Annotated in this window: 12 protein-coding genes; 6 read left to right on the top strand and 6 right to left on the bottom strand. The window is 65.3% G+C overall.

Annotated elements, in window-relative coordinates:
• The first annotated feature begins 17 nt into the window (after positions 1-17).
• Genes UB48_RS04345 through UB48_RS04335 form a run of 3 tightly spaced genes read left to right on the top strand, consistent with a single transcriptional unit; the run spans position 18 to position 2,809 of the window.
• On the top strand, positions 18-1,181 hold the full coding sequence (locus UB48_RS04345; protein ID WP_045194349.1) for an iron-containing alcohol dehydrogenase: 1,164 nt from the start codon (positions 18-20) through the stop codon (positions 1,179-1,181).
• Positions 1,181-1,609, top strand: a complete 429-nt coding sequence (locus UB48_RS04340) for a thioesterase family protein (protein ID WP_045194347.1) — start codon at positions 1,181-1,183, stop codon at positions 1,607-1,609. Before UB48_RS04345 ends, UB48_RS04340 begins: the two co-directional genes overlap by 1 nt.
• Positions 1,610-1,624: 15 nt before the next feature.
• Entirely contained in the window at positions 1,625-2,809 is a 1,185-nt protein-coding gene (locus UB48_RS04335) for an acetyl-CoA C-acyltransferase (RefSeq protein WP_045194345.1), read from the top strand.
• A 5-nt stretch (positions 2,810-2,814) separates the two neighbouring features.
• Here the strand turns inward: UB48_RS04335 and UB48_RS04330 are convergent, their stop codons facing one another.
• Both UB48_RS04330 and UB48_RS04325 read right to left on the bottom strand, forming a co-directional pair.
• A complete protein-coding gene (locus UB48_RS04330; protein WP_045194343.1) occupies positions 2,815-3,825 on the bottom strand; it encodes an AraC family transcriptional regulator in 1,011 nt (336 codons plus the stop codon).
• The gene (locus tag UB48_RS04325; protein WP_045195674.1) at positions 3,822-4,742 is read right to left on the bottom strand and encodes a LysR family transcriptional regulator; all 921 of its coding nucleotides are present in this window, start codon (positions 4,740-4,742) and stop codon (positions 3,822-3,824) included. The genes UB48_RS04330 and UB48_RS04325 overlap by 4 nt, the downstream gene beginning before the upstream one ends.
• 97 nt (positions 4,743-4,839) lie before the next feature.
• On the opposite strand from UB48_RS04325, the gene UB48_RS04320 reads away from it, so the two are divergent.
• From UB48_RS04320 to UB48_RS04310, 3 genes are all read left to right on the top strand, one after another.
• Complete coding sequence (locus UB48_RS04320) at positions 4,840-5,676, top strand: AraC family transcriptional regulator (RefSeq protein WP_045194340.1); 837 nt, start codon at positions 4,840-4,842, stop codon at positions 5,674-5,676.
• 109 nt (positions 5,677-5,785) lie between these two features.
• On the top strand, positions 5,786-7,567 hold the full coding sequence (locus tag UB48_RS04315) for a DUF1302 domain-containing protein (RefSeq protein ID WP_045194337.1): 1,782 nt from the start codon (positions 5,786-5,788) through the stop codon (positions 7,565-7,567).
• A gap of 14 nt (positions 7,568-7,581) precedes the next feature.
• On the top strand, positions 7,582-8,919 hold the full coding sequence (locus UB48_RS04310; protein ID WP_045194335.1) for a DUF1329 domain-containing protein: 1,338 nt from the start codon (positions 7,582-7,584) through the stop codon (positions 8,917-8,919).
• Positions 8,920-9,015: 96 nt separating this feature from the next.
• Here UB48_RS04310 and UB48_RS04305 read toward each other — a convergent pair whose 3' ends face one another.
• The 4 genes from UB48_RS04305 to UB48_RS04290 form a co-directional block, all read right to left on the bottom strand.
• Complete coding sequence (locus UB48_RS04305) at positions 9,016-10,992, bottom strand: alkyl/aryl-sulfatase (protein WP_045194333.1); 1,977 nt, start codon at positions 10,990-10,992, stop codon at positions 9,016-9,018.
• Between the two features lie 102 nt (positions 10,993-11,094).
• The gene (locus UB48_RS04300; protein WP_045194331.1) at positions 11,095-11,709 is read right to left on the bottom strand and encodes an START domain-containing protein; all 615 of its coding nucleotides are present in this window, start codon (positions 11,707-11,709) and stop codon (positions 11,095-11,097) included.
• 48 nt (positions 11,710-11,757) lie between these two features.
• Positions 11,758-13,119 (bottom strand): LLM class flavin-dependent oxidoreductase, encoded by a 1,362-nt coding sequence (locus tag UB48_RS04295; RefSeq protein WP_045194330.1) that lies wholly within the window; start codon positions 13,117-13,119, stop codon positions 11,758-11,760.
• Positions 13,120-13,128: 9 nt separating this feature from the next.
• Positions 13,129-14,109 carry an aliphatic sulfonate ABC transporter substrate-binding protein gene (locus UB48_RS04290; protein ID WP_045194328.1) on the bottom strand — a complete coding sequence of 327 codons (981 nt, stop codon included), beginning with the start codon at positions 14,107-14,109 and terminating at the stop codon, positions 13,129-13,131.
• Positions 14,110-14,157 lie beyond the last annotated feature (48 nt).

Here is a 14,157-nt window from a genome sequence, read left to right as displayed (position 1 = left end):
ACAACGAGGGACGCCGCATGCACTCATTCAGTTTTGCTACCACCGCGCAGATCCTCTGCGAAGCCGGCGCCGCCTTGCGCCTGGCCAGCCTGTGCCGCGAACGCGGGGCGCAGGCGGTGTTGATCGTCACCGACCCGGGCATTGCCCGCCTGGGTTTGCTTGAACCGCTGCTGCCCGCTTTTTCCCAGCACGGCCTGGCCGTAGAGGTGTTCGACCAGGTGCAGGCCGACCCGCCGCAAGCTTGTGTGCTGGAGGTGGTGCTGCAGGCGCGGGCGATGCACGCCGACCTGATCGTCGGCTTTGGCGGCGGCAGCTCCATGGACGTCGCCAAGCTGGTGGCGCTGCTGGCGCACCCGCAATGCCAGCAACTGCTCAGCGATATCTATGGCGTCGACCAGGCCCGTGGCCGGCGCTTGCCGTTGATCCAGGTACCGACCACCGCCGGCACCGGTTCGGAAGTCACCCCGATTGCCATCGTCACCACTGGCGAGCACAGCAAGATGGGCGTGGTCTCCAACCTGTTGCTGCCCGACCTTGCGCTGCTCGACGCCGACCTGACCCTCGGCCTGCCGCCAGCCGTTACCGCTGCGACCGGCATCGACGCTATGGTTCATGCCATCGAAGCCTACACCAGCAAGCTCAAGCGCAACCCGTTGTCCAACCTGCTGGCCCGCGAAGCGTTGAGGTTGTTGGCGGGCAATCTTGACCAGGCGGTGCACAACGCAAGCAACCGCGAGGCGCGCCAGGCCATGCTGCTCGGCGCGTGCCTGGCCGGCCAGGCGTTTGCCAACGCGCCGGTGGCGGCGGTGCATGCGCTGGCCTATCCGCTGGGCGGGCATTTTCATATCCCCCACGGGCTGTCCAATGCCCTGGTGCTGCCCCACGTGCTGCGCTTCAACGCTGAAGCGGCGGCGCCCCTGTATGCCGAGCTGGCGCCGCTGCTGCTGGGTGAGCGCCTGCGCGCCGGCGATGTGCACAGCCTCACCGCGCAGTTGATCGATGAGCTGGCCGAACTGAGCCCGCGCTGCGGCCTGCCGAGCCGTTTGCGCGATGCCGGTGTGCCTGAGGGCAGTCTCGAACAACTGGCCCGCGATGCCATGCAACAGCAACGCCTGCTGGTCAACAACCCGCGCGAGGTCAGTGAAGCCGATGCCCTGGCGATTTATCGGGAGGCGTTCTGATGGAGCAGCCCGGGCGCGAGGCCTTTCGTCACTTCCAGCCGATCACCACGCGCTGGCACGACAACGACGTCTATGGCCACGTCAATAACGTCGTTTACTACAGCTTCTTCGACAGCGCGGTGAACAGCTACCTGATCGAGCACGGCGGGCTGGATATCCACCAGGGTGAAGTGATTGCCTTGGTGGTCAATTCCAGCTGCGATTATTTCGCCTCAGTTGCCTTTCCCGAGCGCATCGAGGTCGGCCTGGCGGTGAGCAAGCTGGGCAACAGCTCGGTGCACTACCGCCTGGGCATCTTCAAGGCCGGGCAGCAGCAGGCCAGTGCAGTGGGGCGCTTTGTTCACGTATTTGTCGAGCGCGCCAGCAACCGTCCGCTAACCATCCCTGAACCCCTGCGGGCGGCATTGGGCCGTTTGCGTTGTGACTGACTGGAGTACATCACCATGCAAGACGCCGTAATTGTCTCAACCGCGCGCACGCCGATAGCCAAGGCTTTTCGCGGCGCCTTCAATGACTTCAAGGCACCGTCGATGAGCGCCGTGGCCATTCGCGCAGCGGTCGAACGCGCCGCCATCGAACCCGGCGAAATCGACGACCTGGTGCTGGGTACCGCCATGCAAAGCGGCACTGCCTCGACCAACCTGGCGCGCCTGTCGGCGCTGGCGGCCGGCTTGCCGCTGTCGGTCAGCGGCCAGACCATCGACCGCCAGTGCGCCTCGGGGCTGATGGCGATTTCGATTGCCGCCAAACAGATCATGGTCGACGGCATGCAGGTGGCGATCGGCGCCGGCCAGGAGCAGATCAGCCTGGTGCAGAACGCCCATATGCAGGCCGCAGCGGCCGAGCAGGACGCCAATGTGGTGCGCATGGCCGAGCATGCCTACATGCCCATGCTGCTCACTGCCGAGATCGTCGCCAAGCGCTACGGCATCAGCCGCGAAGCCCAGGATGCCTATAGCCTGCAATCCCAGCAGCGCACGGCAGCAGCCCAGGCAGCGGGGCTGTTTGCCGATGAGGTCGTGCCGGTCAGCGTGCGCAAGAAAGTCGTCGACAAGCTCAGCGGGGCGATCAGCTACCAGGACGTGCAGCTGACCCAGGATGAAGGCAACCGCCCGCAAACCACCTTGGCGGGCCTGCAAAACCTGGCGCCGGTGCGCGAAGGCGGCTGCATCACCGCCGGCAACGCCAGCCAGTTGTCTGACGGCGCCAGTGCCAGCGTGCTGATGAGTGGGGCGCTGGCGGCGCGTAGCGGGGTCAGGCCGCTGGGCCTGTATCGCGGTATCGCCGTGGCCGGCCTGGCCCCCGAGGAGATGGGCATCGGCCCGGTGCTGGCGATCCCCAAGTTGCTGCGTCAGCACGGTTTGCGCGTCGATGACATCGGCCTGTGGGAAATCAACGAAGCCTTTGCCTGCCAGGTGCTGTATTGCGCGCAAACCCTGGGCATCGACCCGGCGCGGCTCAACGTCAATGGTGGCGCCATCGCCATCGGCCACCCCTACGGCATGAGTGGCGCGCGCATGGTCGGCCATGCCTTGCTCGAAGGCCGGCGCCGTGGCGTCAAGTACGTGGTGGTGAGCATGTGCGTGGGCGGCGGCATGGGCGCCGCCGGCTTGTTCGAAGTGCTCTGAAACCCTCAGCGCCCGCGATAGGCCCCGGGCGCGCAGGCGAACCAGCGCAGGCAGGCGCGGTGAAAACTCTGCACGTCGCTGTAGCCGAGCTGGTCGGCGATCTGCACCAACTCAAGCTCACTGCCGTGCAGCAGGTCTTCGGCGCGGTAGCGGCGGTATTCGTCCAATAGCTCGGTATAACTCCAGCCCAGTGCTTTCAGGCGCCGGGCCGCGGTGCGTTCGAGCAGGTGCTGGTGGCTGCAGAATGTCGGCCAGCGCTCGCTGTCGGCAAGGCTCACGGCCAGGTGGTCGCTGGCCAGTTCCAGCAGGGTCGGCTGGCTGTTGCGCTGGGTTTGTTGCAGCAGCTCCACCAGCAACTGTTCCAGTGCCTGGTTGCCCGGCGTCAGCGCCTGTTCGAACACCCCTGGGTCAAGGCCGATGCCATGTTCGGCGTGGCCCCAGCTCACCGCCGTGCGCCAGGCGTGCGGATGCACGCGGGTGTCGGCCGGCGCCGGGTGGGCCAGCTCGATGGCGATGATCGGGTCCTGCTCCAGGCCGCTGGCCAGCAGTTTGCGGCGCAGTAGGCTGCACAGGCTGGTGAGCATGTAATCGGTGATCGGTGCTGTGGCCTTGAGGCTGCCGCAGTCCTGCAGGCGCAGGCTGACCTGGCCATTTTTACGCTCGATGCGGGCACGGAAATGGCCGTTGAAAAACGGAAAGTACTCGACAAAGTAGGCGCAGGCGCTGTCCAGCGAGGCGGCGACATCGAACAGGTAGGTCAGGCCGTTGGTGGCGGTGGAAACAAAACGCCGGCCGGCGGCCAGGCCGATAAAGGGGTCGTGGCTTTCGCTCAGGGCCAGGGTCCAGAAGCGCCGCGACAGCAGCAACGGCACGCGCAGGAACGGCGTGCGCAACTCGAACAGGCTACGGCGAAACACTGCCTCGATCAGCGTTTGGCTCACCCCGCGTTGCTGCAGTTCCTCGATGGCTGGCAGCAGGGTCGGGGCGTAGAAGGCATTGGGCGGCACGGGCTTCATGAGCGGCTCACCAGCAATTGTTGATCGACACTGAGGATAGCCGCGATCATCGCCTGCGCCGCGGGTGTCAGGCTGTCGCCGGCGCGGCTGACGATGCCGTACTGCAGCTGCAGGTCAGGGTCGTTGGCATCCACATCGACGAAGCTCAGCAGCTGGATCTCACCGGCCTCGACCCGTTCGTGCAGGGCTTCGGCGGTGGCCAGGCCAATGGCGTCCGAGCGCATCACCACGCGGCGAATGGCATCGAACTGCGCACATTCGACGCTGGTGACAAAGTCTTGGGTACCCTGGGCGCGGGCGAGGATCTTGCGGATCATCGGCGGGATGCGCGTGCCGGCGATCGGGTAGTCGAGCAGGGCCCTGAGGGTGAGCCCGGCGCGCGCGGCCAGCGGGTGCCCGGCCCGGCAGAAAAACCGCCCGCGCCGTGGCCGTAGCGCCTGCACCTGGTAGCGCGGGTCGTCCTTGAAGTAGCGCGAGTCGGCCACCAGGAACTCGATCTGCTGCTCCTTGAGCCAGCTGCCCAGTTGCTCCCAGTCGCCCTGGTGAAAGCGCGCGCGCACCAGCGGGTGGTCGTGAATGAACTGCGCCAGCGCCTCGGGCACCAGCAACTGGGCCGGGTAGGGGCCGCTGCCGAAGCTCAGCTCGCCGCCTTCCAGGCCGTTGTATTGCAGCAGCTCGTTGTGCAGGCTCTGGCTGCTGGCCAGCAGGCGCCGCGCGTGTTGCAGCACCAGTTGGCCCTGACCGGTCAGGCGAAATTCACGGCTGCCACGCTCGACCAGGGCGCAATCCAGATCGCGTTCCAAGGTCTGGATGCTGCGGCTGAAGGCCGGCTGGCTAAGGTTGACGGCATCGGCAGCGCGCACGAACCCGCGATAATCGGCCAGGGCCACGAAGTGGCGAAGTTGTCGAAGGTCCATCATGCGCCCCTTGCATGTTACGGATACTTTTTATGCATTTGATCGATAGTGTAGCCGCTGGCATAACTCAGGGCCTGATCATTTTGCGTGACCTGCCATGCTTGCTTCGCCCTATGTCTGCGCCGCCTTGACCCGCACCCTGGTCGCTCATGCCCAGGGCTGCGGGCTGCCTGTGAACCTGCTGTTGCAACGGGCCGGCATGGAGCCTGCGCAGTTGCACGGGCAAAGCCGGATAGGGGCGGCGCAGGTCGAGCAGCTGTTGCGCGAATGCGAGGCCGCTGGCGCCGGTCATGAGTTCGGGTGCGAGCTGGTCCCGGGCATGGCCACCCATTCGCTGCAGGGGTTGAACATCCTGCTCGACTCGGCCGCCACCGTCGGCGACAGCCTTGAGTGTTTTATCCGCTACCTGCCACTGGTGACCAACTGCCTGCTGGTCAGCCTGGAGGCGTCGAGCCTGCACCTGCGCCGCTATCAGCAGCAACCCCATCACTACATGCTCGACGCCGTGGTACTGAGCCTGGTGCGCAACATCGCCCGACGCGCCGGGCGCACGCCGGCGCAGGTGTTCACTCAGGTCAGCGTGCTAGCGCAGCAGGCGGCAGGACGCTGGTTGCAGGGCTGGGGCGTGGCGGTGGTCAGTGGCCCATGGTTGAGCCTGCAACTGGCGCCGGGCGCGCTCGAACTGGCGTTGCCCGGTGCCAATGCTTTTCTGCACCAGGGCATGCTGCGCCAGTGGCAAGGCGCGGGCCTGGCCGAGGTACGCGAAGACAGCCTGCACCTGGCTCGCCACTGGCTGGCGGCGGGCGACCAGCCCATCGAGCGAATTGCCGAACGCCTCGGCTACCGCCAGCCGAGCAATTTCATCCGGGCCTTTCGCAAGCAGTTCGGGGTCACGCCCAAGCAGTTTCGCCTGAGCGGATTGCAACCGGCCTAGGGGCATTTTTCGCAACGCCTTGATGATCGTTTTTTGTCGTGCGCCGCTTGCGTGTGGCGGCGGGCGCTTGGGCATCTTGATCGGGCTTGATCCCTATTGGAGCTCGATAATGACAACAACAAGCTCAACCCCATCACCTTTGCTGCTGACCTTGTTGGCGGCCTGCGCAGTACCGGCACAGGCCGCCAGTTTCGACATCAATGAAGACTGGAGTTTCACCACCCGCAGCACCTTGAGCCTGGGCAGCAGCTGGTCGACCCAGAGCCCCGACCGCCACCTGATGACCCGCGCCAATGCCCTGCAGGCCCAGGGCGTGAACGCCGATGGCACGGGCGTGAGTGCCGACGATAACCGCCTGAACTTCAAGAAGGGCGACCCGATCTCGCAAACCTTCAAGGGCCTGACCGATTTCAGCCTCGACGGCCAGGGCCAGGGCGCCTTTGTGCGCCTGAAGTACTGGTACGACCATGCCTATGAAACCGGCGACGGCCGCTTCAAGGATTTCGACGACAGCGGCTGGGATGACCTGGCCAGGTTCCAGGGCCTGGAAGTGCTCGACGCCTACCTGTGGAAAGACTTCGAGCTGGCCGGTCATCCGCTGAGTTTCAAGCTTGGCAAGCAGGTGCTGTCGTGGGGTGAGGCGCTGCTGATCCAGAACGGTATCAACGTCATCAACCCGCTGGACATCACCGCCTTCAACCGCCCCGGGGTCGAGATCAAGGAAGGCCAGCTGCCGGTGGAGATGCTCTCGTTCAGCTTCGGCGTATCTGACACTCTCAACCTTGAAGGTTTCTACCAGTACAACTGGCGCCCCAGCGTGCTCGATGGCTGCGGCACCTTCTTTGCCGGCAGCGATGTCATCCAGCCGGGCTGCGGGCCGCTGTACCTGGGCCAGGCGCTCACTGACCAGCAGATGCAGGCCAGCGGCCTGTACGCCAGTGCGCGTGGCAACGAGTCGCCGTCCGACAACGGCCAGTTCGGTTTTGCCCTGCGCCAGATGCTGCCGGCGCTCAATGATGCCGAGGCGGCGCTGTACTTCATCAACTACCACTCGCGCCTGCCGTACCTGACCCTCGATGCGCGCAACACCGCGCTGCCAGGGAATTTTCCCGGGGGCGGGCAGGGGCCTTCGTACGCTGCGGCCTTCCCCGAGAACATCCGCCTGTACGGGCTGAGCATCAACGGCGTCGAGCCCAACAGCGGCATATCGCTGGCGGCCGAGCTCAGTTATCGGCCGAACATGCCGCTGAGTTTCAACGCCCCGGATGTCACCACCGCGGTGGTCTCCGGAGCGGCCGGCAACTCGTGGGTGCAGTTGCCCGAGGGCTTCAACATCCGCGCTGGCGATCGCCTGGATGGCTGGGAACGCAAAGGCGTGTGGCAACTGACCAGCTCGGCGACCCAGGCCATCGACAACGTGCTCGGCGCCACCCGCCTGAGCCTGTTCGGTGAAGTCGGCGTGGTGCATATCGACGGCCTCGGTGACGAGCGCCTGGGCCGCAATGCCGCCTTTGGCCGCAGCGCGCCGCGCAACGGCAGCACCTGCAACAGCGTCGCCTCTGGAGTGACCAACCGCTACTGCACCGACAAGGGCTTTGCCACCGACTGGTCCTGGGGCTATCGCCTGCGCGCCAGCCTTGAATACAGCGATGTGTTGCCCGGCGTGAACCTGATTCCGGCGGTCAACTGGCGCCATGACGTCGAGGGTTATTCCTACGACCCGCTCGGGCCGTTCCAGGAAGGCCAGCAGGCCCTGGGCCTGAGTCTTACTGCCAACTACCTCAACGATTACAGCGTGGAGCTGGCTTACAACAGCTTCTTCGGTTCCAACCACTACAGCACCCTTGATGACCGTGATTTTGCCTCGGTCAGCTTCAAGGTCGATTTCTAAGGAGAACAATAAAAATGCGTATCCATCCCCTGTTGTTGGCCCTGACCTGCGTCAGCGCCCTGGCCCAGGCCAAGAGCACAGACCTCGGCCCGTTGGACAAGACCCTCACACCCATGGGCTCGGAGCGCGCCGGCAATGCCGACGGCAGCATCCCGGCCTGGACCGGCGGCCTCGACAAAACCGCCGGCAGCCTCGATGGCAACGGCGGCTACAGTGACCCGTTCGCCAGTGAAAAGCCGCTGTTCACCATCACCGCGCAAAACCTCGGGCAGTACCAGAGTGCGCTCAGCCCCGGCCAGATAGCGATGTTCAAGCGCTACCCGGGCAGCTACCAGATGCCGGTGTACCCGACCCATCGCAGTGCGCGCTTGCCCGCTGCGATACTTGCCGACAGCCGCAGCAACGCCAGCAAGACCACTCTCGCCGATGGCGGCAACGGCCTGCACGACTACACACGCGGTATTCCATTCCTGCTGCCGACCGAAGGCATGGAGGTGATGTGGAACCACATGACCCGCTGGCGTGGTGGCAGCTTTGAGCGCTTCAGCAGTATTGCCCTGGTGCGTGAGAACGGTGCGGTCAGCTATATCCGCGCGCAGTCGCTGGTAAGTTTTGCCCAAGCGGTCACCGGCCTTGAACCCAACGCCAATGTGCTGTTCATGTTCAAGAGCCGGGTGCTGGAGCCGGCGCGCCTGGCCGGCGAGACCGTGCTGGTGCACGAACCGCTCGACCAGGTCGTCGAGCCGCGTGCGGCCTGGCAATACCTGCCGGCGCAACGGCGAGTGCGACGGGCGCCGATGCTGGCTTATGACAACAGCGCGCGCTACAGCAACGGCCTGATCACCGCCGACAATATCGATGGCTTCAATGGCGCGCCGGACCGCTTTGACTGGAAGCTGATCGGCAAGCAGGAGTTGTACATTCCCTACAACAGCTATCGTCTGGGCAGCCGCGCCGTGAAGCTTGATGAACTGGTCAAGCCCAACCACATCAACCCGGCCTATACCCGCTATGAAAAGCATCGGGTCTGGGTGGTCGAAGCCTCGCTCAAGCCCGGTGCCCGGCATATCTACAGCAAGCGCAGGTTTTATCTGGACGAAGACAGCTGGCAGATCGCCCAGGTGGATCAGTACGACAGCCGCGGCGAGTTGTGGCGCAGCTCGGAGCTGCATGCGATCCAGCACTATGATCACGACTTTACCTACAACGTGCTGGAGACTTCGTACGACCTGATCTCCGGGCGTTATTACGCCGGTGGCTTGAGCAACGAAGAGAAGGCGCCGATGCGCGTAGGGTTTACTGCCAGGACTGACGATTACACCCCTTCGCAATTGCGTCGCTGGGCCAAGTAGCACACGAGCCCTGCGGGCTCGATCGCCGGCAGGCCGGCTTCCACAGGTGCGGTGTACTCAGACCTGTGGTAGCTGGCTTGCCAGCGATGAGGGCCCTCAAGGCGTAACGATATTGAACTGCGGGCTGAAGCTGTCGAGGGTGCCCAGCAGTTCGGCGATTTTCTTGCCGTTGCCTTCGACCTTGATCAGGCCTTTTTGCATCGCCGTCGGGAAGTCCAGTTGCTTGAGGCTGATCTGTTCAAGGGTCGCCTTGTTCATGCTCAAGCTGGCATCGGCCTTGGGGTTCAGGCCCGCGCGGTGGGTCAGCACGCCATTGCGCAAGGTCAGGTTGTAGGCCTGGTCCGGGTCGGTAAAGCTCCAGTTCAGGTTCAGGTCATGGCCCACCGCCTTGTCGACATCGACGCGCACCGCCATGTAGTCGAAGAACATGTCCGCGGTCAGCGCCCGCACCATGTCCACCGACACCGAACTGCCCGCCTGGCTCGGCGGGCCATCGCGCAGTTCCATGGCTCCGGTCAGGTACATGTTGCGCCAGGTGGCGTTCTCGCTCTGGTAACCGAGCTGTTCCAGCGCTTGCGCCTGAGCGCTGCGCGCCTGGGCGTTGTCGGGCTCGGCAAACAGCAGCTGGTTGCCCAGTTGCACCGCCCAGCGGTACTCGCCCTTGTCCATCGCCGCATGCACCTTGGCCAGCACCGCCTCGCCGCCGCCCATGGCCTGGACATAGTGCCGGGCGCTCTCGACCGGCGGCAGCGGGTTGAGGTTGGCCGGGTTGCCGTCGTAAAAGCCCATGTAGCGCTGGTACACCGCCCGCGCGTTGAAGCTCAGCGAGCCGTAGTAGCCACGGGCGTACCACTTGTTCGCCAGCTCCCCGGGCAGGGTCTGCATGTTCTGCGCGATTTCCATCGGCGTCAGGCCCTGGTTGAGCAAGTGCAAGGTGCGGTCGTTGAGGAAGGCATACATGTCGCGCTGGTCGGCGATCAGCGTACGCACTTGCTCTGCGCCCCAGGTCGGCCAGTTGTGCTGGCCGAACAGCACCTCGGTCTTGTCGCCGTAACGGCTCAGGCTGGCGTCCAGGTACTGCGACCAGGCCTTGGCGTCACGTACCTGGGCGCCGCGCGGGGTGAGAATGTTGTGCAGGGTCTGCACCGCGTTTTCGGCAATGCCCAGGGCCTTGAACTGCGGCAGGTACAGGTTCATTTCCGCTGGCGCTTCGGTGCCCGGGGTCAGCTGGAACTCAAGTTCAATACCGGCCACGGTGCGGGTCTCGTAGGGCTTGCTGATCAGCTCGGTGGGTTCGATCAGGGTGATGGTGCCACCGGTGGTCAAGCCCTTGCCGATCCCGGTGTCGACCTGGCCCTGGGGCCCGCGCGGCAGGTACAGGCCGAACTGGTACTGGGCGCGCCGGCTCATGGCGTTGCCGGCATAGACGTTCTCGCTCATCACGTGTTCCATGAAGCCGCTGGGGGCGAACACCTTGACCTTGCCGGCCTTGACGTCGGCCTCGTCGATGACCCCGCGCACGCCGCCAAAATGGTCGGTGTGGCTGTGGCTGTAGATCACCGCCACCACCGGTTTTTGCGGGCGGTTCTGGTAGTACAGCTGCAGCGCGGCGCGGGCGGTTTCGGCGGTGGTCAGCGGGTCGATGATGATCAGCCCGTCGTCGCCTTCGATGATCGTCATGTTGGCCAGGTCCAGGCCGCGCACCTGGTACAAACGTGGCGCGACCTCGAACAAGCCGGCATGGGCGTTGAGCTGTGCCAGGCGCCAGAGGCTGGGGTTGACGCTGTCGGGGCTGTCTTGGGCGGCGAGAAATTTGTAGTCCTCAAGGCTCCATACCGGCTTGCCGGCGGCATCGCTGATCTTGCCGGTGAACGGCGCAACCAGGCCACGGGTAGCGGCCTGGTAATCGGCGCGGTCGGCAAACGGCAGTTGGCTCAGCACAGCGGCATTGCTGCTGCGCGTCGGTTCGCTGGCGCTGGCCGGGGCCTGGGCGGCGTGCAGGGGCTGGCTCAGGCACCACGCTGTGATCAGGCAGGCCAGGCGGGTACGTGGGTGCAGGGTTGGGAAGGGCATGGCAACTCCATTTTTTGTCGTTATGGCACACCCTTTCGAGCCTAAGGCTCGGGTGCGGGCCGCCAACAAGCCGCGGACGACAAAAACCATGCAGGGCGCTGTTCAGGGCGCTGAGCCACCCTGGCGCTCGGCCACCGCGCGCAAGGTGCGCAAGGACACGCTGGGGGCATCGAGGACGAACTGGTTGGCCAGCCACGAGGGAATGTCGCCGGCCGGATCGGCCTGCAGTTGGTAGGTCACTTCGGTGAGTTGCTCGCCCTTGGGCACGAAGGTCCACAGGCCCTGGAGCTGGCGCACGCGGATCTGCCCCGGCACATGCTTGACCATGCCCGGCACGGCCTTGATGCGCCGTACCAGGCTGCCGTCGTCGCGGCGCTCGCTCTGCACCTGGATGACCATGTCGCGGGTGCTGGCCGGCCAGGGCAGGGCGGTGGTCAGGTAGACCCAGGTGCTGTCGCCCTCGACCTTGAGCAGGCGCATGTCGGCGCAGCCGTACAGCCATTTGCAGGCAACCCGCAGGTTTTCCTGCAGCTCGCTCAAGGTCGACACGCTGGCCTTGATCAACGCCACGCCGCGAAACTGCTGGTAGGGCGAACCCGGCACCTCGCTGAGGTACACCTGGATGCCGTCTTCATCCTGCGCCAGGTGCCACTGTTCAGTGGCGCTGGCGCCGCTGCTGAGGGCCAGCAACAGGCACAAGACAAGGCGAAGGCGCATGAACAGGCTCCAGCGGTTGGGCGACTGTTCAGAGCATAGTGCCTGGGATCAGATCCGGACGAGCCGGCCCTTGTGTTCGGCCTGCAAACGGTCACCGCGGCCGAACAGCTTGTGGCGCAAGGTTCCGTCTTCATATGCCGTGGGATAACGGCCACGGCGTTGCAGCTCGGGCACCACCTGCTCGACCACCGCGTGCAGGTCGTCGGGCACTACCGCATAGGTGAGGTTGAAACCGTCGATACCGGTGTGGTCGAGCCAGTCTTCCAGTTGATCGGCAATCTCTGACGCTGAACCGAGCAACACCGGGCCGCGGCCGCCGAGGCTGACGAACTCGGCCGCTTCGCGCACGGTCCAGCGCCGGTTCGGGTCGGCCTTGGTGAACACCGCCAGGGCAGTGCGGCCGGCGTCGTTGTCGATGTATTCGATCAACGCGTCGGGGTCGACCCCTGCGAAGTCGATGCCGGTCCAGCCCGACAGCAGGGTCAGCGCCGCCTCGACGTCCACGTACTGGCGGTACTCCTGCAGCCTGGCCTCGGCCGCCTGGCGACTGTCGGCGACGATCAGCAACGCCTGGGCGTAGATCAGCACGTCCTGTTCAGGCCGGCCGGCGTCGCGGGTGGCCTTGCGGATGCTTTTTACATAGCCGCTCAGCGCCGCCTGGGTCGGCGCGCTGATAAACACGCATTCGGCATGGTCGGCGGCAAAGCGCAGGCCGCGCGGCGAGGCGCCGGCCTGGAACAGCACCGGCGTGCGCTGCGGCGAAGGCTGGCTCAGGTGAATGCCGGGCACCTGGAAGTGCTCGCCCTGGTGGTTGATCGGGTGCACCCGGGCCGGGTCGAGGAACTGGCCGCTGGCGCGGTCCTGCACCACGGCATCGTCGTCCCAGCTTTTTTCCCAGAGCTTGTACAGCACCTGCAGGTATTCCTCGGCCAGCTCGTAGCGCTCGTCGTGGCCCAGTTGCCGCGCCAGGCCGAGGTTGCGTGCGGCGCTGTCGAGGTAACCGGTGACGATGTTCCAGCCCACCCGCCCGGCGCTCAGGTGATCGAGCGTGGACATGCGCCGGGCGAAGGGGTACGGGTGCTCGTAGGTCAGCGAAAAGGTGATGCCAAAGCCCAGGTGTTCGGTGACCCCGGCCATGGCCGGGACGATCAGCAGCGGGTCGTTGACCGGTACCTGCACGCCGCCGCGCAGGGCGCCGTCGGCGCTGCCCTGGTAGACGTCATAGATACCCAGCACATCGGCAATGAACAGCGCATCGAACAGCCCGCGTTCGAGCAGGCGGGCGAGGTCGGTCCAGTAACCCAGGCGATTGAAATCGACGCTGGTGTTGCGCGGATGGCGCCACAGCCCGGGGGACTGGTGGGTGGCGGCGTTCATGCTGAAGGCGTTGAAGCGGATGGTCTTGGACATGGTCTGTACTCAGGGCAGGACCGACACCGGGTAGACCGCATCGGCCACCTTCAGCGCTTTGGGGATCAGGCCCAGGCCCTGGAAGGTGTCGGCAAGCTTCTGCTGCTCGGCGGTGATTTTTGCGTCAATGGCCACGGCGTTGTAGTTGCGCCGCTCGCTGGCCACCTGCAGCACGTCGGCGCCGATACCCAGTTGCGGTGCCAGCAGGGCAGCGACTTCGTCGGGCTTCTGGTTGGCCCAGTTGCTGACCTTGGCCAGCTCGCTGAAGAAGGTCTTCAGCAGCGCGCGGTTGTCGTCGGCAAAGGCCGCCGAGGACAGGTAGAAGGTGCGGTTGTTGGACAGCCCGCTGCCGTCGCGCAGGTTCTTCAGGCCCGGTTGCTGTTCGGCGGCGGCGAGGAACGGGTCCCACAGGGTCACGGCCTGCACGCTGCCGGACTGCAGTGCGGCCACGGCGTCGGCGGCATTGTTGACGTAGGCCGGGGTGATGTCCTTGTAGCTCAGGCCGGCATCCTGCAGGGCCACGGCCAGCAGGTACTGGGCGTTCCAGCCGCGACCGGTGGCCACGCGCTGGCCCTTGAGGGCGGCGACGTTGGCGATGTGGTCCTGGTCGCGCACCACCAGGCCGATACCCTTGGGGTAGGGCTGCTCGGCAGCCAGGTACACCACCGGCTTGCCGGCAGCCTGGGCAAATACCGAGGGTGCATCGGCGGCATGGCCAAGGTCGATGGCGCCGGTGCTCAGCGCTTCAAGCAACTGCGGGCCGGCGGCGAATTCGTACCAGCTGACTTTCACCCCTTGTGGCTCCAGGGCTTTTTCCAGGGCGCCGCTGCCTTTGAGGATGTTGATGCTGTTGAACTTCTGGTAGCCGATGCGCAGGGTCTTGCTCGCTTCGGCATGGGCCAGCGGGGCGGGCAGGATCAGCGCCGCCAGGGCGGCAAACAGGCCGCCGGTGAGCAGGCGACGCAGAGGGGAATGGGGCGTGTGCGACATGGGCGGACTCCTGGGATTCAAGGGCAAGGCATGCCCGAAAATATAAGG

The organism is Pseudomonas sp. 2(2015), assembly GCF_000955865.1.
Lineage (GTDB): Bacteria > Pseudomonadota > Gammaproteobacteria > Pseudomonadales > Pseudomonadaceae > Aquipseudomonas.
Note: the sequence above shows the minus strand (reverse complement) of the source record. Positions and strands in the feature narration are given on the sequence as shown.